The sequence below is a fragment of the Streptomyces sp. NPDC053541 genome, assembly GCF_044544705.1.
Classification (GTDB): Bacteria; Actinomycetota; Actinomycetes; order Streptomycetales; family Streptomycetaceae; genus Streptomyces.
Genome location: NZ_JBITXM010000005.1, coordinates 332,550 through 353,827, shown reverse-complemented (window position 1 = coordinate 353,827; position 21,278 = coordinate 332,550). Strand labels below are relative to the sequence as shown.

General features: G+C 74.3%; 16 protein-coding genes. 6 read left to right on the top strand and 10 right to left on the bottom strand.

Features of this window, described 5'->3' with window-relative positions; translation table 11 throughout:
• Positions 1-24 precede the first annotated feature (24 nt).
• Both ACIGW2_RS15355 and ACIGW2_RS15350 read left to right on the top strand, forming a co-directional pair.
• A complete protein-coding gene (locus ACIGW2_RS15355) occupies positions 25-687 on the top strand; it encodes a class I SAM-dependent methyltransferase (RefSeq protein WP_391654869.1) in 663 nt (220 codons plus the stop codon).
• The gene (locus ACIGW2_RS15350; RefSeq protein ID WP_391654870.1) at positions 687-1,517 is read left to right on the top strand and encodes a glycosyltransferase family 2 protein; all 831 of its coding nucleotides are present in this window, start codon (positions 687-689) and stop codon (positions 1,515-1,517) included. The genes ACIGW2_RS15355 and ACIGW2_RS15350 overlap by 1 nt, the downstream gene beginning before the upstream one ends.
• Here the strand turns inward: ACIGW2_RS15350 and ACIGW2_RS15345 are convergent.
• Positions 1,457-2,440: a glycosyltransferase family 2 protein gene (locus ACIGW2_RS15345; protein ID WP_391654871.1), complete on the bottom strand. Its 984-nt coding sequence runs from the start codon at positions 2,438-2,440 to the stop codon at positions 1,457-1,459. The two genes, ACIGW2_RS15350 and ACIGW2_RS15345, sit on opposite strands and share 61 nt — an antisense overlap.
• Positions 2,440-4,491, bottom strand: coding sequence for an O-antigen ligase family protein (locus tag ACIGW2_RS15340; protein WP_399843928.1), 2,052 nt, complete (start codon positions 4,489-4,491; stop codon positions 2,440-2,442). The genes ACIGW2_RS15345 and ACIGW2_RS15340 overlap by 1 nt, the downstream gene beginning before the upstream one ends.
• 23 nt (positions 4,492-4,514) lie before the next feature.
• On the opposite strand from ACIGW2_RS15340, the gene ACIGW2_RS15335 reads away from it, so the two are divergent.
• Complete coding sequence (locus tag ACIGW2_RS15335) at positions 4,515-5,243, top strand: Wzz/FepE/Etk N-terminal domain-containing protein (protein ID WP_391654873.1); 729 nt, start codon at positions 4,515-4,517, stop codon at positions 5,241-5,243.
• Here ACIGW2_RS15335 and ACIGW2_RS15330 read toward each other — a convergent pair.
• The 8 genes from ACIGW2_RS15330 to ACIGW2_RS15295 form a co-directional block, all read right to left on the bottom strand.
• Positions 5,218-5,826 carry an acyltransferase gene (locus ACIGW2_RS15330; protein WP_361588432.1) on the bottom strand — a complete coding sequence of 203 codons (609 nt, stop codon included), beginning with the start codon at positions 5,824-5,826 and terminating at the stop codon, positions 5,218-5,220. The genes ACIGW2_RS15335 and ACIGW2_RS15330 overlap by 26 nt on opposite strands.
• Positions 5,827-5,869: 43 nt before the next feature.
• Complete coding sequence (locus ACIGW2_RS15325) at positions 5,870-6,916, bottom strand: glycosyltransferase family 2 protein (RefSeq protein ID WP_399843926.1); 1,047 nt, start codon at positions 6,914-6,916, stop codon at positions 5,870-5,872.
• Positions 6,917-6,975: 59 nt separating this feature from the next.
• A complete protein-coding gene (locus ACIGW2_RS15320) occupies positions 6,976-10,230 on the bottom strand; it encodes a DUF4082 domain-containing protein (RefSeq protein ID WP_399843924.1) in 3,255 nt (1,084 codons plus the stop codon).
• A gap of 127 nt (positions 10,231-10,357) precedes the next feature.
• Positions 10,358-11,473 carry a DegT/DnrJ/EryC1/StrS family aminotransferase gene (locus tag ACIGW2_RS15315; RefSeq protein ID WP_391654876.1) on the bottom strand — a complete coding sequence of 372 codons (1,116 nt, stop codon included), beginning with the start codon at positions 11,471-11,473 and terminating at the stop codon, positions 10,358-10,360.
• A complete protein-coding gene (locus ACIGW2_RS15310) occupies positions 11,473-12,189 on the bottom strand; it encodes an acetyltransferase (protein WP_391654877.1) in 717 nt (238 codons plus the stop codon). Before ACIGW2_RS15310 ends, ACIGW2_RS15315 begins: the two co-directional genes overlap by 1 nt.
• A complete protein-coding gene (locus ACIGW2_RS15305) occupies positions 12,186-14,318 on the bottom strand; it encodes an aminotransferase class I/II-fold pyridoxal phosphate-dependent enzyme (RefSeq protein WP_399843921.1) in 2,133 nt (710 codons plus the stop codon). Before ACIGW2_RS15305 ends, ACIGW2_RS15310 begins: the two co-directional genes overlap by 4 nt.
• On the bottom strand, positions 14,315-15,424 hold the full coding sequence (locus ACIGW2_RS15300) for a Gfo/Idh/MocA family protein (RefSeq protein ID WP_399843919.1): 1,110 nt from the start codon (positions 15,422-15,424) through the stop codon (positions 14,315-14,317). The genes ACIGW2_RS15305 and ACIGW2_RS15300 overlap by 4 nt, the downstream gene beginning before the upstream one ends.
• A 49-nt stretch (positions 15,425-15,473) precedes the next feature.
• Positions 15,474-16,856 carry a sugar transferase gene (locus tag ACIGW2_RS15295; RefSeq protein WP_399843918.1) on the bottom strand — a complete coding sequence of 461 codons (1,383 nt, stop codon included), beginning with the start codon at positions 16,854-16,856 and terminating at the stop codon, positions 15,474-15,476.
• Positions 16,857-17,297: 441 nt separating this feature from the next.
• Between ACIGW2_RS15295 and ACIGW2_RS15290 the strand changes: the two genes are divergently transcribed.
• From ACIGW2_RS15290 to ACIGW2_RS15280, 3 genes are all read left to right on the top strand, one after another.
• The gene (locus ACIGW2_RS15290; RefSeq protein ID WP_399843916.1) at positions 17,298-18,608 is read left to right on the top strand and encodes a glycosyltransferase; all 1,311 of its coding nucleotides are present in this window, start codon (positions 17,298-17,300) and stop codon (positions 18,606-18,608) included.
• A gap of 65 nt (positions 18,609-18,673) precedes the next feature.
• The gene (locus tag ACIGW2_RS15285; protein ID WP_399843914.1) at positions 18,674-19,969 is read left to right on the top strand and encodes a glycoside hydrolase family 6 protein; all 1,296 of its coding nucleotides are present in this window, start codon (positions 18,674-18,676) and stop codon (positions 19,967-19,969) included.
• 137 nt (positions 19,970-20,106) lie between these two features.
• Positions 20,107-21,159, top strand: a complete 1,053-nt coding sequence (locus tag ACIGW2_RS15280) for a M4 family metallopeptidase (RefSeq protein WP_361588448.1) — start codon at positions 20,107-20,109, stop codon at positions 21,157-21,159.
• Positions 21,160-21,278: the final 119 nt, after the last annotated feature.

Below are 21,278 nucleotides of genomic sequence, written 5' to 3'. Positions count from 1 at the left end.
TTCGAACCCCAGGTGGTTGATGCGATGCCCGGCCTGCGTGCCCTCCGCAACCGATTCGTCGACGCGCCCGACTCGCTCGGCGAACGCTTCCGCGCGGCCCGCTGGGAGCGCTTCCGGTCCTGCTTCCCCGGCATCGCGGACATGCGGGTGATCGACCTCGGTGGCACGGCCGACAACTGGCTGCGCTCCCCGCTGCGCCCGAAGCACGTGCACCTGGTCAACCTGGAGGCGCACCCGGCCGAACTGCCGGACTGGATCAGCGCCGAGATCGCCGACGTGACCGCCCCGGAGATCCCGGACCGGCTCGGCAGCTTCGACCTCGTGGTCTCCAACTCGACCATCGAGCACGTCGGCGGCCCCAGCCAGCGCCGCCGCTTCGTGACCGCCATCGAGAAGCTCGCCCCGCTGCACTGGGTGCAGACCCCCTACCGCTACTTTCCGGTCGAGCCGCACTTTCTCGCCCCCGGCTTCCAGTTCCTGCCGCTCGCCGCCCAGGCCAAGCTGGTCCGGCACTGGCCGCTCACCCACAGCCGCCCCGGCAACCCGGAGGAGGCCATGGACGCCGTCATCAACATCGAGCTGCTCACCCGCGCCGAGATGCGCTACCTCTTCCCCCGCTCCGTGATCCTCAGCGAGCGGGTCGCGGGCCTCACCAAGTCCCTCACGGCCGTCCGCACCCGGGCCTGATGCGCCGGCTCCTGCGGGCCCCCTGGGAGCTGCTCAAGCGGCGCTTCGGGTGGCTCGTCCTGTACGAGCTGCGCAACAAGGTGCTGCTCGCGCCCACCGCCCGCCGGCTCCGGCGGACCGAGGACGCCGAGACCGCCCGGCTCGCCCGCGAGCTCGGGCGGCGCCCGGCGGCCCGGGTCGCCACCGTCATCGCCACCCACCGGCGCCCCGAGGAACTGCGCCGGGCGGTCCGGTCCGCGCTCGACCAGACCGTGCGCGACCAGGTCGTCATCGTCGTCGACGACGGCGCAGGGCTGCCCGAACTCCCCGAGGACCCGCGGCTGTTCGCCGTCTCCCTGGGCCGCAACACGGGCGTGGCCGGCGTGGTGCGCAACGTGGGGATCCGGCTGACCTCCTCCGCGTACGTCGCCTTCCTCGACGACGACAACCTGTGGGAGCCCGAGCACCTCCAGGAGGCCCTCGCCGCCCTGGAGGCGCCGGGCGGCCCCGACGGCGTCTACACGGCCCTGCGCCGGGTCCGGCCCGACGGCACCGACATGGACGTGCTCTCCGTGCCGTTCGACCGGCGCGCGGCCGCCCACCGGGCCTTCCTCGACACCAACGCCTTCGTCGCCCGCCGCACCCCGGCACTCCGCTTCAGCCGGCTCCGCCGCACCCCCGAGGTGCTGCCCCGCGAGGACTGGGAGCTGATCCGGCGCTACGCCCGGGGGCACCGGGTCGCGCACCTGCCCCGGCCCACCGTGCGCTATCTGGTGAACCCGGGCAGCTACTACACCTCCTGGACCGACGGGGGAGCGGCGGGCGCGGGGACCGGCGGCGCGAAGGCCTGAGGCGCGCCCAGCAGCGCGCCCACGGCGGCCCGCGCCGGCGCCCGGCCGAGCGCCGCCCGGGACAGCTCGCGCAGCAGCACCGCGCCCCTGAAGGCCACCGTGGCCGCGGTGCCGTGCCGGCGCCGGTAGAGCCGCACCCGGTTGACGCAGAGCAGCGACCACAGGCGCGGCGAGACCTGCGACTCGCCGCCCAGATGGGTGGCCCGGGCGTCCGGTTCGAGGCGGGTCGCGAGCCCGAGGTCCCGGGCGCGCAGGCAGTACTCGGTCTCCTCGGAGTAGAGGAAGAAGGACTCGTCCCAGGGGCCGCAGGCCGTCACGCACTCCCGGGACAGCGCCATCAGGGCGCCGGTGGCCCAGTCGGCCGTGGTCCGGGCCCGGTAGGCGGCCGGGGCGGTGACCAGCTCGCTCAGCGGCGGGAAGCGTCCGGCCCGCCGGTTGCCGAGGACGGCCTCGCCCAGCGCCCGGCCCAGCCGGGACTCGCGGCGCAGCGAGTGGATGAGCGCGCCGTCCTCCTCGTAGAGCAGCGGCACCGAGATCCCGACCCGGGAGCCGTCCGGAAGGGCGCTGCCCAGGGCCGCCACGAGCGTGCCCGCGCAGCCCTCCGCCATCCGGATGTCCGGGTTGCAGATCAGCACCGCCCGGTAGGGCTCGTCCCAGCCGTCCGCCGCGCGCAGGGCCGCGTTGACGCCGAAGGCGTAGCCGCCGTTCCGGCCGGTCTCCACGACGGTGGCGTCCGGGGCCAGGGCGCGGACCACGGCGACCGTGTCGTCGGAGGAGGCGTTGTCGGCGACCACGAGCCGCCAGTCCAGGCCCTTCATCCCGGCCGCCAGGGAGTCGAGGAAGCCGGGCAGCACGCCGGCGCTGTTCCAGGTGACGACGAGGACGGCCACGGGGCCGGTCGTGCCGTCGGGGTGACGGGACATCAGATCTCCACGAGACGGGTCGGTTCGGGGGTACGGGCGGCGGGCGCGGGCGGTCCGCCCGGCTCCGGCGCGGCCGGGGGAGCGGGCTCGTCCCGCGCCGCGCGCCGCACGAAGGCGGCGCAGCTCCCGCCGGCGCCGAGCAGCAGGAAGAACACGCCCGCGAACATCGGGAAGCTCAGGGTGTCGAAGGTCGCGCCGATCACCAGGGCCACCGCCGCCGAGGCGAAGAAGGCCTGCCCCAGCTCGCGGTCCGAATCCGCGCGCGCCAGCCGCCGGACCGCACCGCCGTTGTGTACCCCGGCGAGCCCCAGGAGCAGCAGGCAGCCCACGCCCAGCGCGCCCAGCTCCGCCACGGTCAGCAGGTACTGGTTGTCGGTGAAGAAGTAGCGCTCCGGGGTGAAGGTGCCGAAGCCCCGGCCGAGGACCGGGTCCTGCACGAAGTACTCGTAGATCTTCGGGTACTTGATGGTGCGCGCCTGGGTGCTGCTGTCGGCGTTGTTGAGGCTGCCCGAGAACAGCCCGGTGATCGTCCCGATCAGCCCGGGCACCAGCACCTTGAACACCGCGACCGCCCCGAACAGGATGCCGATCGCGGTCCAGCGGCGCTGCGGCTTCCAGCGCGGCAGCATGATCAGCACCACCACCGCGATCCCGATGATCGAGGTGCGCGACACCGTGAGCGGCAGCCCGCCGCCCAGCAGCACCACCGGCGCCCAGCGCTTGAACCGGCCCAGGTGCAGCCGCGCCGGGTCGAAGGCGTGCCAGATCGCGAACGGCAGCAGGATCGCCAGCATCCCGCTGAACTCCAGCGGGTGCGCGGTGAGCGAGCGCGGCCGGGTGAAGGAGCCGCGGTCCATCACGCTGACGCTCGCCGTGCTGGAGTTGAGCCCCGGGACGCGCAGCGAGTCGGCGATGTTGGTGCCGGTGAAGAAGTCGTACAGGCCCAGCGCCGCCACCACCGAGCCCATCACCACCAGCCGGCGCAACAGCGTGTCGAGCCGCTCCCGGTCCTGGATGCCGGCCGTCGTCAGGACCACCAGCGACACCCACACCAGCAGCACGATCAGGCCCCGGTCGGCCGCCAGGATCTCCTTCTGGGTGCTGATCCGGTCCTGGTTCCCGATGTACGAGAGCAGCACGGTGACGCCGAGCACCAGCATCACCAGGCGCATCGGCCGGGTCCCCGGCGCCGGCGCGATCCGCCCCGCGCACCAGGTCGCCAGGTACCAGAACAGGCCGAGCAGCGCGAACACGTTCGCCGGCGTGCCCGCGCCGCCGAGCGCCGGCAGCGCCAGATTGGACGGCAGGAACAGCGCGAGCGCCAGATAGCCGGTGAGCACCGCCGTCGCGTCCAGCGGACGGGTCAGCAGCACCCGCAGCCGCCCCGCGCCGGGCCGCGGCACCGGCGGCACGTCGTGGAAGCCGCCCAGGCCCCGTGCCCGCCGCCGGGCCGCCGCCCAGGTGTCCACCACGAAGGCCAGCACGAAGCCGCCCGCGACACAGACCACCAGGACCGCGGCCACCTTCTGGTAGCGGGACTTGGGCTGCGACACCGGCTTCTGCGGCGGCACGATCCGCGCCGACTGCACGTAGTAGCCGTCCGGCACCCGGGCCTGCTCCTGGAGCTCCTTGAGCTGCTCCGCCGCGTAGTCGGTGAGCCGCCGGGTCTCGGCGAGCACCCGCTCCCGGTCCTCGCCCTTGACGGTCAGCGTCAGCAGCGGTCCCTCCGCCTGGGCGGCGAAGTCCACCCCGTACTCGTCGGTGATCCCGTGCCCGCGCAGCTCCTGCACCGTCTCCGCCGACTGCAGCGCCCGGATCAGCACGTCGGCCGTGCCGATCAGCGAACCGCTCGCGTACGCCAGGGTGTTGCCGTAGCTCGGCGCCGGACGGGCCACCCGGCTGGAGTTGAGCAGCGCGAGCTGGCTCTGCGACTCGTAGGTCACCGGGACCGTCGTGTAGAGGTAGCCGCCCGCGAGCAGACCGAGCAGCGTCATCGGCACCATCACGTACCAACGCCGGCCCAGCACGCGGAAGATCTCGGCGATGCTCACGAACCCTCCCCCGGTTCCCCTCGGTGCTGCCAGTATCGGTGCTGACGGAACCGCCGACCGACGAGACGGACCACGACGTGCTGACTCCCGAGGGACTCGTCCGCGTGCTGCTGCGCCGCTGGTACGTCCTGCTGCTCGCCGCGCTCGTCACGGGCGCCGCCTGCTACCCGTCGCTGCGGCCCCCGCCGCGCTACCAGAGCTCCGCGGTGCTCGTGGTGAAGCCGCCGCGCACCGACAACCAGCCCAACCAGCTGACCAACCTCCAGCCCTCGCTGGCGATGGTGTCGTACGCGGTCGTGCAGCGGCTGCAGTCTCCCGCGGGCCGCGCCGAGCTGAAGTCCGCCGGAGCGCACGGCAGTTACCGCCTCACCCCGCGCAACAGCGGCACCAGCGCCACCCCGTACTACTCGATCCCCACCCTGCAGATCGAGTCCGAGCAGTCCGCGCCCGAGGAGGCCGACCGCGTGGTGCAGCGGGTCATCGACGTCTACGCCCGGCACCTGGAGCAACTCCAGGCCGAGCAGAAGGTGCCGGCCGCGGCCCGGCTCACCGTCGACCTGGTCAACCGCCCCGGCACCGTCGCCCTGCCCCCCAACCGCACCCGCGCCTTCGCCGGCGTGGGCGCGCTCGGCGTCCTCACCGGCGTGGTCTGTGCGCTGTGGACCGAGCAGTACGCCGGTGGGCGCCGGGCCCGCCGGAAGGCCGGGCCCGCGCCGCGGACGCCGCTCAGCGCCCGGCACCGTGCTCCGTGAGCCGCCCGTCCCGCTCCTCGTACAGCGCGCCGGTCTCCGGGCACTCCCACAGGCCCGGCGCGTCCGGGCGCTCGGTCAGCCGCACGCCCGCCCGGCCGACCCAGCCGGCCTGCCGGGCGGGGACGCCCATGACCAGGGCGAAGTCGGGCACGTCGGAGGTGACCACGGAACCGGCGGCGACCAGGGCCCAGCGCCCGATGGTCACCGGCGCCACGCACACCGAGCGGGCGCCGACGGCCGCGCCGTCGCCGATCACCACCGCGACCGGCTCCCAGTCGCCGCCCCGCTTCAGCCTCCCGTCGGGGTCCACGGCACGCGGGTTGTGGTCGTTGGTGAGCACCGCCGACGGGCCGACGAACACGCCGTCGCCGAGCACGGCGGGCTCGTACACCAGCGCGTAGTTCTGCAGCTTGCAGTTGTCGCCGAGGGTCACCCCGGGGCCGACGTAGGCGCCCCGGCCGATCACGCAGTTCTCGCCCAGGCGGGCGTCCTCGCGGATCTGGGCGAGCTCCCACACGCTGCTGCCGGCGCCGACGACGGCCTTCTCGTCGACCTGCGCGGTGGGCTGGACCCGGTAGTTCACGGTGATGCCTCTCTCGGTGTACGGAACGGGGGGTGACGGGCGGTCAGATGCCGCGGCGGTTCCAGGAGCGCCACCACAGCCACTCGCGGCCGCGCTCGACCACGGCGGACAGGATCAGCGGCTGGAGCCAGGGCATGGCCCGGGCGCCGATCCGGCGGCGCAGCCGCAGCGCCCGCCACTCGGGCAGGCTCTCGACGTCCGGCCGGCACGCGCGGGCGAAGGCCACCAGCTCCTCGACCGGCACCACGTCGGTGCGGCCCCGGTCGTAGGCCCGGTAGGCCCGGCGCAGCGCCTGGCGGGCCAGCCGGGTGTCGACCAGGGAGGCGAGCCGGCCCGCCTGCGGCAGCCGGTCGGCGCACTTGTCGAGGACGGCGGTGAAGGCGGCCCGGCGCTGCCGGATGTCGTCGAGCTGCCCGCCGAAGTCGGTGGTGGACATGTTGTTGCCGTGCACCCGGTAGTAGGCCTGGTCGGCGCCGCGGACGTAGCCCACGTCGGCGTGCGCGGCGAGCCGCATCCACATCTCGATGTCGCCGGCGTGCGGCAGCGCGGGGTCGTAGCCGCCGACCTCGCGCTGGAGGCTGGTGCGGACCACCACCTCCGGCGAGGTGATGCAGCCGGTGCCCTCGCGGAAGCGCCGCTCCAGCCACCAGTGGCCGGGGTAGACGACGGAGCCGGTGGAGCGGGTGCGGGCGGCCGGGAGCGGCCCACCGTTCTGGAAGCGGAGGGGCCGGCCGTAGCAGAAGCCGGCCTCCGGGTGCGCGTCGAGCAGGGCCACGGCCCGCACCAGCGCCCCGGGGACCAGCCGGTCGTCGGCCGACAGCAGCACGACGTAGTCGCCGTCCGCCCATTCGAGCAGGCCCTCGTTGTAGGTGGCGATGTGCCCCTTGTTCCGCTCGTGCACCCGCACCTCGATCCTCGGGTCGGAGGCGGCCAGCTTCCTGGCCGCCTCCGCCGAGTCGTCGGGGGACGCGTCGTCGATGATCAGCACCCGCACGTCGAGGCCGGGCTGTTCGTCGAGCACGCTGCGTACGCAGTCGGCCAGGAAGTGGCCGTACTTGTAGCAGGGGATGACGACGCTGACTGAGCTCATGTGGTGCGTTCCCCGGTTTCGTTCGGTCGTAGGCGTGGGTGGTCGGTCAGGTCGGTGGGTCAGCCGGTCGTGAAGACCGGGGAGACCCAGTAGTTGGTGGAGTTGTAGGAGCTGTTCGGGAAGGCGGTCGTGGCGCCGTAGCGGTAGAGGCCGTTGGGGCTGCCGCTGCCGTCCGCGAGGCCGGACAGCGGGTAGATGAGCCGGGCGCCCGCGAAGTACTGCGGGTCGGCGGCGTAGTTGCCGTTCGGCGCGTGGTACGACACCACGTAGGTGGTGTCCGCGGTGATGTCCACCGGGGTGGCGAAGGTGAGCTTCTGCCAGCCGGAGGCCGTCTCGCCGGTGAAGGTGCCGGTGGCGAGCAGGGTGCCGTCGTCCGTCCACAGGCTGCCGGTGTGGGTGCCGGTGTTGGTGGCGCCCTTGTAGAAGGTGACGCCGGTGACCTTGCCGTTCAGCGCCGAGCGGAAGCGGGTGCCCAGCTCCAGCGAGTTCCCGTCACCGGTCTCCGCGGCCTTCGCGGGCACGGCGTCGGGGCCCCACAGGGTGCACGGGCAGTTCGCCGGCGGCGGCGTGGCGCTGGTGGTGAAGGTCCAGGTCACCGGGTCGGGCATGGCGTTGCCCCACAGGTCGGCGGCCTGCACCGAGGCGGTGTAGGCGGTGCCGAGCGCGAGCTGGCTGCCCAGGGTGAATGCCGCGGTCTTCCCGTCGCCGTCCAGGACGGCCCGGCCCGGGACGACGCTGCCGCCGGGTCCCTTCACCGTGAACACCAGGGTGCTCGCGTCGATGCTCTGGTTGAAGGTCGCCGACACCGGGCTGGTGATGGCCACCCCGGTCGCGCCGGGTGCCGGGGTGCGGGCGGTGACGGTCGGCGGCGCGGTGGAGGCCGAGCCGGTCTCCAGGATCGCGTCCACCCAGTAGTTGCTGCCCGCCGACTCCTGGTTCGGGAACGCGCTGGCGGAGCCGTACCGGTAGACGCCGTTGCCGCCGTCCGTGCCGGACTGCAGCGCCGTCAGCGGGGCCAGGCCGGCGCCCTTGTCGGTGAAGTAGTGCGCGTCGTAGGAGTATCCGCCGTTCGGCGCGAAGTACGAGGCGACATAGGTGGTGTTGGCCTTCACCGGCACGGGGCTGGCGAACTTCAGCTCCTGCCAGCCCGAGGCCGTCTCGCCCGTGAAGGTGCCGCTCGCGAGCAGCTGCCCGGTCGCCGACCACAGACTGCCCTTGTGGGTGCCGGTGTTGGCGGCGCTCTTGTAGAAGCGGACGCCGGTGATGGTGCCCGGCACCGAGCTGCGCACCTTCACGCCGAGCTCCACGGAGGAGCCGTCGCCGCCGTTGACCTTGTCCGGTGCGGCCGAGGACGGCCACACCGTGCACGGGCACTGCTGCTCGGCCACGGTCAGAGGGACGGAGGTGACCGCGCCGATGTTGACGCTGTCGTCGACCGCGCGCACCTTCAGCTGCACGGGACCCTGGGTGATCGGGGTCCACTTGTAGCTCCAGGAGGTGGTGCCCTCGGCTGCCTTCCAGGTGGTGCCGCCGTCCGTGGAGACCTCGACGCGGGCCACCACGCCGCCGCCCGGGTCGGCCGCGGTGCCGGTGACGGTGATCTGGCGCAGCGCCGGGACGGCGGCGTTCGGCGCGGGGCTGGTGACGGTGACCGCCGGGCCGGTCGCGTCGGTGGAGGCGGTGGCGGGGACCAGTCCGGACTGCAGGCTCTTCGGCTGGATGCCCATGTCGGCCAGGATGTTCACGGTGGCCTGCTGCATCCGCTTGTCCTCGGTGACCACGCCGCCGGCCGGGTCGGCCGTCGGCACGTTGGTCAGACCCCAGGACCACTGCACGGTGCCGGTGCCGAACACCAGGGCGTGGGAGGTCTGGTCGCGGAAGGCGACCAGGCTGTGCGTGGCGGTGCCGTTGCCGTAGGTGTTGCCCCAGTCCATCAGGTAGTTGCCGTCGTTGATGTCGACGGTGGTGGAGGACATCCGGATCTCACCGGCCGGGCGGCTGGCGTTCTCCACGTCGCTGTTCCACTCGTAGCCGAGGGTGCCGGCCGGGAAGGTGGCCACCTGTCCGCCGGTGAGCCCGGCGACCGAGGTGTTCCGCCACAGGCGCATCCTGCCGTACGCGGCGGGCACCGTGATGGCGTCGTTCCGCGGGCCGTTCACCTGGAACAGCGAGCCGGTGAGGATGTTCTGCGGCCGGTACGGCTCGCCCTCCTTGGTGCTGTCCGGGTCCATCCAGGTGCCGGTCCACACGTTGCTCGGGTCCGGAACGCCGTTCGGCACCGGGAACTTGAGCTTGGTCTCCTTGTAGCAGACCAGCGTGCGGTTGGCGGTGTTGCTGCCGTCGATGCTGGGTTCGAGACGGGTCTTCCAGAAGATCTCGTTGCCCGCGAAGAAGGTCTGGTGCTGGCCCGCCTTGCGCGCGTTGAGGACGTTGGTGAACTGCTCCTGCGTCCAGTACTCGTCGTGGCCCTGCGACATGAACATCTTGTGCCCGGCGAGCAGCTGGGCGCCGCGGGTGGCGGTGTCCAGGCCCGAGACGTAGCTCAGGTCGTAGCCGTTGCGCTCCAGCCAGGCGACCATCTCGTACTCGGAGCCGTAGATGCCGTTCTCGCCGCCGATGTCCATCGGACGGTTGTAACTGACCTTGTACGCACGCCCGTCGGGCGCCGGGCCCTGCCCGTCGTAGAGGTTGGTGCCGCCCCAGTCGTTGTACGCCTGCCAGGTCTGGTCGGAGGTCTGCACCAGGATCTCGGAGCGGCTGGCGTCGTTGCGCACCACGAAGGGGTACGGCATGAGGCCGTTGCCGTCCGCCTGGTCGAAGTTGGCCACGTACAGACCGGAGACCGCGTCCGCCGGCACCGTCCAGCTCGCGTTGGCCGTCCAGTTGCCGCAGTCCATCAGACCGGTCGCCGCGTCCTTCGCGCAGCCCGGACGGGTGTTGGTGTACGTCGCGGGATAGGTCTGCGCGGCCTGCGCCGGGGTCGACATCAGCCGGGCGCCGTCGCCGCCGTACCAGCCGAGCCGGTAGATCTTCACGTGGAACGGGCTCGGCGACTGCACCTTGAACTGCAGCGTCTCACCGGCCTGCAGGCTCATCTTGGTGGGGAAGCCGGCGATGTCCCCCCAGGAGCTGCCGGCGAACCAGTCGGACATCGGCGTGCCGGGCTTGGAGTTCTCGCAGACGATCGGGTTGCTGCCCGTGCCGCACGGATCGGCGAGGGCGCTCGCCTGTCCGCTCGCCGGCAGGAATATCGCCGTCAGGGCCGCGGCCAGGGCGAACACGGCGCCCCTGGCCCGGCGGATCGGATTCTGCATCGCTGTACCTTTCACGGGCAGTGCAGGTCCCGGCCGTGACGGCCGGGGTGGGGGAGCGGGCCCCTGGGGCCGGTCCTCGGGGATGCGGTGCGGAGCGGACCGGCCCGCCAGCGGCGGACACGCCCTGTCAGTCCAGGGCATTCACCAGCGCGTCCACGACCCTGCGCTGCTGGTCGTGGGTGATCTGCGGGAAGAGGGGCAGCGAGAGGATCTCGTCGGCGGCCCGTTCCGCGTGCGGGAAGTCCCCGCGGTCGTGCCCGAGGTGGCGGTAGGCGGGCGTCAGGTGCACCGGCTGCGGGTAGTGCACGCCCGCCCCGATGCCGCCCGCGTTGAGCTTGCCCACCACCGCGTCCCGGTCGGCGCCCGGCACCCGCAGCACGTACAGGTGCCAGACGTGGCTGTTGCCCGGGGCGGTCACCGGCAGCACCACCCGGCCGGCCCCGGCGAGCGGGGCGAGCAGCTCGTCGTAGCGCGCCGCGGCCGCCCGCCGGGCCTCGTTCCCCGCAGCGAGCCGCCGCAGCTTGGCCCGCAGCACCACGGCCTGGAGCCCGTCGAGACGGCTGTTGAAGCCCGGCACGTCGTGCCGGTACTTCGCCACCCCGCCGTGGTTGGCGATCGCCCGCACCAGGGCCGCGGCCTCCGGGTCGTCGGTGAGCACCGCGCCCGCGTCGCCGTAGGCGCCCAGGTTCTTGCCCGGGTAGAAGCTGGTCGCGGCGATCCCGCCGGCGCCCGGGGTGCGCCCGGACCGGCTCGCGCCCTGGCTCTGCGCCGCGTCCTCCACGATCCGCACCCGCTCCGGCAGGGCCGCGGCGAGCGCGGTGACGTCCGCGCACTGCCCGTACAGGTGCACCGGCACCACGGCCCGGGTGGCCGCGCCGACCGCGCCGAGCACGGCGTCCGGGTCGACGAGCAGGGTGTCCGGGGCGCAGTCCACCAGGACCGGCCGGGCGCCGATCCGGGCGACGGCCCCGGCGGTGGCGATGAAGGTGTTGGCCGGCAGCACGACCTCGTCGCCCGCGCCGACCCCGCTCGCCCGCAGCGCCAGCTCCAGCGCGTCGGTGCCGTTGGCGACGCCGACCACGTGCCCGACCCCGCCGAAGGCGGCGTACTCGCGCTCGAACGCGGCGACCTCCTCGCCGCCGATGAACGCGGTGCCGGCCAGGACCCGGTCGAAACCGGCGCGTATCTCGGCCTCGACCTCCGCGTGCGCCGCCTTCAGGTCGACCAGGGGAATGTGGTTCATCAGCGGTTCGCTCCTCGAGCCGGTACGGGTGGGGCGGGGGCGGCGACGGCGTCCCGCGCCGCGAGACGGTCCAGCGCCGGCGGCGGCGCCGGGCGCAGCCGGCGGGCGGGCGCACCGGCCCACACCTCGCCGGGCGGCACGTCGGCCAGGACCACGGAGCCCATGCCGACCAGCGACCAGGCGCCGACCCCGGTGCCCTCGCGCAGCAGGGCGCCCGCCCCCAGATAGGCGCCGGTGGCGATCCGGGCCGCGCCCCCGAGCCGTACGCCCGAGGCGAGGGTGGCGAAGTCGCCGAGCACGTCGTCGTGGGTGAGCACGCACTGCGGCATCACCGCCACGTGCCGGCCCACCGTCACGGCCGCCGTGAGCACGGTGTGCGCGAGCAGCACCGTGCCCGGGCCGAGCACCGAGCTCGCCGACACGGCGGCGGTCGGGTGCACGACCGTGGTGTAGCGCTCCTCGGGCAGGCCGAGGCGGTCGACGATCCGGGCCCGCGAGGCGTAGTCGCGGGGGCTGCCCGTGCACACCACGAACGAGGCGTCCGCCAGGCCGTGCGCGAGCGCGGTGCCGCCGAGCACCGGCACCCCGTCGACCTCCCGGCCGTGCAGCGCCGGGTCGTCGTCCAGGTGGCCCGCGAGCGGCAGGCCGGCGGCGCGGGCGGCCTGCGCGGTCTCCCGCGCGAAGCCGCCCGCCCCGATGATCACCAGCTCGGTCACCGACCCGCCGCCGCTTCCCGCAGCGCCGCGACCACGCGGTCCTGCTGCTCCTCGGTCATGGTGTGGAACAGCGGCAGGATCAGCGAGTCCCGGCTGATCCGCTCGGTCACCGGCAAGGGCCCGGCCGGGTGGCCGGCATAGGCCGGTTCGAGGTGGCTCGCCATGATGCCGCGCCGCGCCGAGATCCCCGACGCCGCGAGCCGGGCGAGGAGTTCGTCCCGGCCGACCGGGAAGCCGGTGTCGAGCAGCACCCAGTACGACTGGAAGTTGCCCGTGCCGTGTGCCGGGTCCCGCACCGGGTCGAGCCCCGGCACGTCGGCGAGCAACGCCGTGTAGCGGGCGGCCAGTTCGCGGCGCCGGGCGACCATCGCGTCCAGCTTCTCCAGCTGGGCCAGGCCCACCGCGGCCTGGATGTCGGTCATCCGGTAGTTGAAGCCGGTCTCCAGATAGCTCTCCAGGACCGGGGTGCCGCTCGCGTGCCGGTCGGCCGCCGACACGTTCATGCCGTGCTCGCGCAGCCGGCGCAGCCGCGCCGCCCACTCGGGGTCGTCGGTGGTGACCATGCCGCCCTCGCCGGTGGTGAGCAGCTTGCGCGGGTGGAAGGACCAGGCCGCCAGCAGCGCGCCGCGGCCGACGGACCCGCCGCCCGCCGTCGAGCCGATCGCGCAGGCCGCGTCCTCCACCAGCGGCAGGCCCCAGCCCTCGCAGGCCGCCCGGAGCGCCTCGACGTCGGCCGGCACGCCCGCCTGGTGGACCACGAGGACCGCCTTGGTGCGCGCGGTGCGGACCGCGTCCACGGTCGCCGCCGTCAGGTTGCCGGTGGCGAGCTCGACATCGGCGAAGACCGGCTCGGCGCCCACGTACCGCACCGCGTTGGCGGTGGCGATGAAGGACAGCGACGGCACGATCACCTCGTCGCCCGGGCCGAGACCGAGGGCGACGAGCGCCAGGTGCAGGGCCGTGGTGCAGGAGCTGACCGCCACGCCGTGCGCGGCGCCGACCCGCTCGGCGAAGGCCCGCTCGAACGCGGCGACCCGCGGCCCCTGCGCGACCCAGCCGGAGCGGACCGCCGCGGCGGCCGCGTCGGCCTCCTCGTCGCCCAGCCACGGCACCATCACGGGGATCCGGGCCGGCTGCGCGGCCGCCCGGTCGGCGTCGGTGGCGGTCGCGCCCTTCTCGGCCCGCCACCAGTCGACCAGGTCCTTCAGACCGGTCCGCAGGTCGATCTCCGCCTTGAAGCCGAGCCGCTCCTCGGCGAGCGTGGTGTCCGCGAGCCTGCGGGTCACCCCGTTGACCGCGCGCGCCGGGCCGTGCACCGGCTCCAGGTCCGAACCCATCACGGCGAGCAGCTCGTCGGCCAGCTCCCGCAGCGAGGTCTCCGTCGCCGAGGCCACGTTGAACACCGCGTCGGTCAACCCCGGCCGCGCGGCCAGGATGTTGGCGCGCGCGATGTCCCGCACGTCCACGAAGTCCATCGTCTGGGTGCCGTCGCCGAGGATCAGCGGCGGCTCGCCCGCCTCGATGCGCTCCATCCAGCGGATCAGCACCTCGGTGTAGAGGCCGTGGATGTCCATCCGGGGCCCGTACACGTTGAAGTAGCGCAGCACCACGTAGTCCAGGCCGTACATCGCGTGGAAGCTGCGCAGCATGCCCTCGTTGAAGGCCTTCGCCGCCCCGTAGAAGGTGTCGTTGTTGTACGGGTGGTGGCGCTCGGTGGTCGGGAAGGACTCGGCCAGTCCGTAGACCGAGGCCGAGGACGAGGCGATCACCTTGCCCACCCCCGCCGCGGCCGCCGCCTCCAGGACGTTGAACGTGCCGTCGACCATCACCTCGTTGGCCAGCCGCGGCTCCTCCGCGCACTGGGTGATCCGGATCGCCGCCAGGTGGTAGACGAGATCGGCACCCTCGGTCACCCGGCGCACCGTCGCCGCGTCCCGGATGTCCCCCTCGACGAGCCGGACCCGGCCGCTCGCCAGCGCCTTGGCGAGGTTGGCCCGCCGGCCGCGCACGAAGTTGTCGAGCACGACGACCTCGCGCGCACCCCCCTCGACGAGCAGGTCCGTCACGTGCGAGCCGATCGTGCCGGCACCGCCGGTGACCAGGATCCGCTTGCCCTCGAAGTCGCTCAACGCCGTTCTCCCGCCGTGTCGTTCGCGTTCTTCGCGGACCGGTCGCCACCGGTCCGCAGCCCCACGACCGCGCCGCGGAACTCCAGGCTCCGCGAGGCCGCCTCCAGGATGTCCAGGACCCTCAGGCCGGCCCGCCCGTCGGTCAGCGGCGGCCGGCCCCCGGTGATCGCCGCCGCGAACTCGTCGACCATGCTCCGCAGCGCCTCCTTCTCGCCGAGCGCCGGCGCGACCATGTCGCCGCTGCGGTACGAGATCAGCGCCTCCCGGCGCTCGTCGGCACCCAGGTCCTGCGGGGTCGCCAGGTCCACGCCCCGGTCGAAGACCGCCACCCGCTGCGCCGGGTTCAGGTCGTCCCAGATCAGGGTGCGCTTGGCCCCGCCGACCATGGTGGTGCGCACCTTGGTGGGGGACAGCCAGTTCACGTGCACATGGGCGATGGCCCCGGTGTTCAGCTGGAGCGTGAGGTACGTGATGCAGTCCCGGCCCGCGCCGATCGGGTCCGCGCCGTGCGCGGCGACCGCCACCGGCTCCACGTGCTCGGGCAGGATGAAGTCCAGGATCGACAGGTCGTGCGGGGCCAGGTCCCACAGCACGTCGATGTCCTTCTGCACCAGACCCAGGTTGATCCGCACCGAGTCCACGTAGTGGATGTCCCCGAGCGCGCCCTCGTGCACCAGCTCGCGGATCTTCGCCACGGCCGGGGTGTAGCAGTAGGTGTGGTCGCACATCAGGGCCAGACCGCGCTCCTCGGCCTCCGCGACCAGCCGCGCCCCGTCGGCGTAGGTGGTGGCCAGCGGCTTCTCGACCAGCACGTGCTTCCCGGCGCGCAGCGCGGCCAGCGCCACCTCCAGATGGGTGCCGGCCGGGGTGGCGACGGCGACCGCGGCGACCTCGGGGTCCGCGAGCACCGCCGCGTAGTCGTCGGTGGCCCGCACCGTCGAGTACCCGCCGAGGACCCGCTCGGCCCGGGCGCGGTCGAGGTCGCACAGCCAGCGCAGCCGGAAGCGGTCGCTGGCCTGGAAGTTGCGCACCAGATTGGGACCCCAGTAGCCGGCGCCTATGACGGCGACTCCCAGCCGCTCGTCGGGTCGGTCGGCTTCGTTCAACGTGTTCCCCTCCATACAGGGTGGGCGGATCGGGGTGGGCGGGTCTTCGTCAGTACGCGCCGGTGCCGCGGACCACGGCCGGACCGGTGCGCAGCAGGATCTCGGCGTCCAGGCCGAGCGACCAGTTGTCCACGTAGGCGAGGTCGAGCCGGACGGCCTCCTCCCACGGGAGGTCGGAGCGCCCGCTGACCTGCCAGAGGCCGGTGAGCCCCGGCTTCACGAGCAGCCGGCGGCGCACCTCGTGGGTGTAGCCCGCCACCTCCTCGGGCAGCGGCGGACGCGGGCCGATCAGCGACATCCGGCCGCTCAGCACGTTGAACAGCTGCGGCAGTTCGTCGAGCGAGTAGCGGCGCAGGGTGGCCCCGATGCGGGTCACCCGCGGATCGTCGCGGACCTTGAACAGCAGCCCGTCGCTGTTGTGGTTGGCGTGCGCCAGCTCCGCCCGGCGGGCCTCCGCGTCCGGCCGCATCGTGCGGAACTTCAGCATGGTGAACTGCTTGCCGTGCAGCCCCACCCGGACCTGCCGGAACAGCGCCGGCCCCTTGCTGCCCAGCCGCACCGCGAGCGCCACGGCGCACATCAGCGGCGACAGCAGGACGAGCAGCACCGCCGCCACGAGCCGGTCCGTGAGCTCCTTCGGGAAGCGCGAGAGCCGGGACATCCTCGGCGCCCGCACGTGGATCAGCGGCACCCCGCCGACCGGCCGCACCTCCAGGCGCGAGGCGGCCACGTCACCGAAGGCCGGGGCGACCAGGAAGTCGCCCCCGACGGCGGCCGTGCTCCACGCGAGCCGGCGCATCAGCGGCGCGTCGATCTCGGCCGAGGGCAGCACCACGACGGCCGTCGAGTCGCCGAACGCCCGTATGACACCGGGGACTTCGTCGACCCCGCCGAGCACCGTCACCCCGAAGCGGTCCACCGCGGCGGCGTGCTCCGGATCCGTCAGGCACACCCCCGCGATGTCCATGCCCGGGAGCACCGAGCCCGCGGGCGCGCCCGGCACCCGGTCGCGCAGCAGCGCCGTCAGCAGCTCGGCCACCGCGGCCGCCGGCCCGACCAGGACGGCGGTGGTACGGCCCCGGCCGCGCGCCCAGTGTCCGCGCAGCCGGCGCCGCAGCGCGTACCGCCCGGCCAGCGAGAGCCCGGCGGCCACCGGGGCGGCGAGCACCGTCCCGTACAGCACCTCCGGGTCCCGGCCCAGCACCCAGCCGAGCACGGCGGCGAGCGCCGGCAGCACCAGCGCGGCGCGCAGCACCCGGCGGTACGCCTCCGTGCCGGAGCCCCACGAGCCCCGGGCGTAACCGCCGTGGGCGTGCAGCACCAGCGTCCAGGCCGGCGGCAGCGCCGCCACGGCCACCCCGTGGCCGCCCGTACGCAGCACCAGCACCGCCGAGAGGCCCGCCGACGCGAAGTCGGCGGCCAGCAGGGCCATCTGATGTCTCCTCCGCCACCACGGGCGGAGGGGAAGGTCGACATGTGTGGATTCGACACGGTGCCGCTCATGCGTGACCGGCAGGACGGTCATCCATTCCCCCCAAGGGCGCTTCGCGCGCACCCCGTTGAACCCCCGCGGCACTTCCCCCCGATGCGCCCGGCGAGCGCACGACTCGCGGGCAGGGGAAGGGCGGCGACGGTCGACGAGGGTGCGCGGCTCTTCCGCCTGACTGAACGGTGCGGACCGAGTCGCAAGTCTCCCCAGCCACGGCAGGGTCCGCACAGGACGCAGAATCCGCCCGGGACGACTGTTTCGACCGAGCGGATCCGGCAGCGCTCAATCTAGACCAACTGGGGCAGGCCATCCAGGAGTTGTGTGAAACTCCTACCGATAGTTGAAGGAACTGTAAGAGTGGGACTCCTTGGTCATACTGTGCGCGTGCCCAGCATCGTGATCCCCGCGCACAACGAGGAACGCACCCTCGGCCGGCTGCTCGACCGCCTCCTGGAGGGTGCGGCCGAGCGGGAGTTCGACGTGCTCGTCGTGGCCAACGGCTGCACGGACGGCACCGCCGCCGTCGCCTCGGCCCGCGGTCCCGCCGTCCGTGTCGTCGAGACCCCCGTCCCCTCCAAGCACGAGGCGCTGCGCCTCGGCGACCGGCACGCCCGGGGCTTCCCCCGGGTGTACGTGGACGCCGACGTGGAGCTCGGTGCCGCCGACGTGCGCGCCCTGACCGCCGCGCTCACCGGCCCCGGAGCCGTGCTCGCCGCCGCGCCCGAGCGCGAGCTGCCGATGACCGGCTGCTCCTGGCGGGTGCGGGCCTACTACCGGGTCTGGCAGCGGCTGCCCGCCGTCCGCGAGGGCCTCTTCGGACGCGGCGTGATCGCCATGACCGCCGAGGGCCACGCCCGCATCGCCGCGCTCCCGCCCCTGATGGCCGACGACCTGGCCGCGTCCCTCGCCTTCACCCCCACGGAACGCGCCGTCGTCCCGACCGCCCGCGTCACCGTCCACCCACCCCGCACCTGGCCCGACCTGATCCGCCGCCGCATCCGCGCGGCCACCTCGACGGCCCAACTGGAGGAGCGGGGCGTGGTGTGGGACGGCGCGGACGGTCCGGGCGCGGCCCACGGGTCGGGGCCGGGGGACCCCGGCGCGGCGCCCGTGGCCGGCCCCAGGGAGTCCGGGCCGGCGCCCGGCACCGGACTAGGTCCAGGTGAGGGGCGCCCCGTGGTGCGCCAGGACTCCGGGCCGGCACCAGGGGGCGGCCCCGGGGAGTCTGGCTCGGTGTCCGGCGCGGAGTTCGCTGCTGTGCCTGGGCAGGTGTCCGGTACCGGTGAGGGGTGCCGGGAGCCCGGCGGGCGCCCCGACGCGTTCCAGGAGTCCGGCGCGGGCTTGCCGGAGCCCGGTGCGGCGCCCGGGGCCAGGGGGCCAGGGGAGCACCCGGCAGGTGGCGGACGCCCCGACGCGCGCCAGGAGCGCGGCGCGGCCTCCGGCGCGGGCTTGTCGGAGGCCAGCGTGGCGCCCGGCCCCGCCTTCGGCTCCCGGTCCGGGGCGCCCAGCCCGGTCCCCACTGCCCGGACCGGTCTCGGGGACCTGGGGGCGCTGTTGCGCGCCGATCCGGGGTTGCTGCCCGCGATGCTCGTGTTTCTCTCCGCGGCGCTCACGGCGCGCAGGGGCGCGCGGAAGGCGATTCGGGCGCGGGACTTCGACACCTGGTTGCGTGACGAGAGCAGTCGACAGGGCTGAAGGCGCCCCTCCTTTCCCCCGCTCCGGCATGATCGACGGGGGAACAGCCCGAGGGCGGCCATGCGGTGACGGACCGTAAGAATGCACGGCGGCGGCGCGCCGCCCGACTCGTGGTGGCGCTGGCCGTCTGCGCCGCGTGGGCGGCGGCCGGGCCGGGCGCGCGCGCCGAGGAGCCGGCGGCGGCGCCGACGCTCACGCCCGCGACCCGTTTCTACGTGGACCCCGACAGCGGGGCCGCCCGGCAGGCCGTCGCCGACGCGGCGGCCGGGGACAGCGACGACGCGGCCCGGATGACCCGCCTGGCCGCGCTGCCGCAGGCGGCCTGGTTCACCGGCGGAACGCCCGAGCAGGCGCGCGCGGACGCCGCCGCGCTCGGCGCGCGCGCCCGCGCCGCCGGGGAGGTGCCCGTCCTCGTGGCGTACAACGTGCCCGGCCGGGACTGCGGCCTGTACTCCGGCGGCGGCGCCGCGTCCTCCGCCGCGTACCGGGACTGGGTGACCGGCCTCGCCGACGGCATCGGCGACACCCCCGCCGTCGTCCTCCTCGAACCCGACGCGCTCGCAGCCCTCCCCAAGGACTGCGCCGCCACCGGCGGCACCGCCGGCGACCCCAGCGGCGAACCGACCCGGACCCGCCTCGCCGATCTCGCCTTCGCCGTCACCACCCTCAAACGGCACCCCGCCACCCTCGTCTACCTCGACGCCGGCAACAGCCAGTGGCGCGCCGTCGGCGAGATGGCCCAGCGGCTGATCGACGCCGGCGTCGACCGCACCGACGGCTTCGCCCTGAACGTCTCCAACTTCCAGCCCACCGACCACCAGACCCGCTACGGCGGCTGGCTGTCGAAGTGCGTCTGGTTCGCCACCCGCGGCCCCGACTGGGGCCGCGGCCACGCCGACTGGTGCGCGAGCCAGTACTACTCCTCCGCCGCGCCGAACGACGGCACCCCGGCCGGCGCCGTCTCCGCCGAGGACCCGACCACCTGGCACTGGACCGACCTCTGGTACGACCAGACCGTCGGCCACCCGGCCACGACCGAGCTCGCCCGCTTCGTCGTCGACACCAGCCGCAACGGCAAGGGCCCCTGGAAGCCCGCGCCCGGCACGTACCCCGATCCGGAGACCTGGTGCAACCCGCCGGGCCGGGGCATGGGGCCGCGCCCGACCGCCGACACCGGGCAGCCGCTGGTCGACGCCTATCTGTACGTGAAGACCATCGGCGAGTCCGACGGCAGCTGCACCCGCGGCACCGCAGGGCCCACCGACCCGGCCCACGGAGTGGTCGACCCGCCCGCCGGTGCCTGGTGGCCGGAACTCGCCCACGCGCTCGCCCGGGACGCCGAACCGCCCCTGCTCCCCTGAGCCCGGCGAAAGGCCGGCCCCCGAGCCCTCGACGCGGGGCGGTGCCGTGCGCGATGATCACGCCCGCACCACGGCGCCGTCCCGCACCAATGGCGCCACCTACCCCACCCTCACCATCCCTCACCGGGAGGACGTTGATGGCTCGCCGCACATCCCGCGGCCTGATCGCCGCGGCCACCGCCACCGTGGCGCTGATCGCCCCGGCGGGACTCGCCGGACCGGCCGCCGCCGCGGGCAGCGCCCCGCAGGCCGCTGGCCCCCAGGCCCGCCTCTTCATGGTCAACCCCGTGCAGTCCACGGGCGACCAGTCGCTCACCGACGCCAAGGACTCCGCCACCGCGGTGCCCGCCTCCGCCTACGCGCTCGCGGAGCTGCGCAACCTCGACGGCAGCGGCGGCCTCTCCGGCCGCTGGGCCGTCGTCCGGTCCGACACCGGCGCCTCGGCCAGGACCGCCGACGCCGCCGGCTACGACCGCCACGACGACCAGTTCGAGCAGGTCATGGCGTACTTCTGGGTCAACGAGGCGCAGGAGTACCTCCAGGGCCTCGGCTTCGGCAGCGAACTGCCCGGCGCCAACGACCGGGCGCAGCCGGTGCGGATCAACCAGTGGGGCGCCGACAACTCCTTCTTCACCGACAAGAAGGACGAGATCCGCTTCGGCAAGGGCGGCGTCGACGACGCCGAGGACGCCGAGGTGATCGTCCACGAGTACGGGCACGCCGTGCACGAGGCCCAGGTGCCCGGCTTCGGCGCCTCCGCCGAGGCCGGGGCGATCGGCGAGGCCTTCGGCGACTACCTCGCCGTCGCCGTCGGCAGCAACGCCGCCGCCCGCCACGGCTGGCCGGTCCGCGCCGACCTGGCCTGCGTCGCCGACTGGGACTCCGTCACGTACAGCGGCACGCCGCACTGCCTGCGCCGCGTGGACGGCACCAAGGTCTACGCCGACCGCGTGGGCGAGGTGCACGCCGACGGCGAGATCTGGTCCCGCGCCCTGTGGGACATCCGCCAGGCCCTCGGCGCCCGCACCGCCGACCGCATCATCGTGAACGCCCAGTTCGGCTTCGCCCCGGACACCTCCTTCTCGGCCGCGGCGAACCAGACCGTCGCCACCGCCCGCGGCATGTACGGCCAGTCCGCGGCCGACGCGGTCCGCGCCGCCTTCCAGGCCCGCGGGATACCGGGCGTCTGACCGGGCGTCTGACCGGTCGCCGGATCCGTGCGTACGGATCCGGCGGAACCGCTCGTGGCCGACCGCGGAGGACGTGTCGGCCGCGACGGACGTCGCGGTCCGGGCGCGGGTGGGCGTGC

Coding starts and splice junctions, on each gene's coding strand:
- ACIGW2_RS15355 (WP_391654869.1), top strand. CDS start 25: ATGCCCGGCCTGCGTGCCCTCCGCAACCGATTCGTCGACGCGCCCGAC.
- ACIGW2_RS15350 (WP_391654870.1), top strand. CDS start 687: ATGCGCCGGCTCCTGCGGGCCCCCTGGGAGCTGCTCAAGCGGCGCTTC.
- ACIGW2_RS15345 (WP_391654871.1), bottom strand. CDS start 2,440: ATGTCCCGTCACCCCGACGGCACGACCGGCCCCGTGGCCGTCCTCGTC.
- ACIGW2_RS15325 (WP_399843926.1), bottom strand. CDS start 6,916: ATGAGCTCAGTCAGCGTCGTCATCCCCTGCTACAAGTACGGCCACTTC.
- ACIGW2_RS15320 (WP_399843924.1), bottom strand. CDS start 10,230: ATGCAGAATCCGATCCGCCGGGCCAGGGGCGCCGTGTTCGCCCTGGCC.
- ACIGW2_RS15315 (WP_391654876.1), bottom strand. CDS start 11,473: ATGAACCACATTCCCCTGGTCGACCTGAAGGCGGCGCACGCGGAGGTC.
- ACIGW2_RS15295 (WP_399843918.1), bottom strand. CDS start 16,856: ATGGCCCTGCTGGCCGCCGACTTCGCGTCGGCGGGCCTCTCGGCGGTG.
- ACIGW2_RS15280 (WP_361588448.1), top strand. CDS start 20,107: ATGGCTCGCCGCACATCCCGCGGCCTGATCGCCGCGGCCACCGCCACC.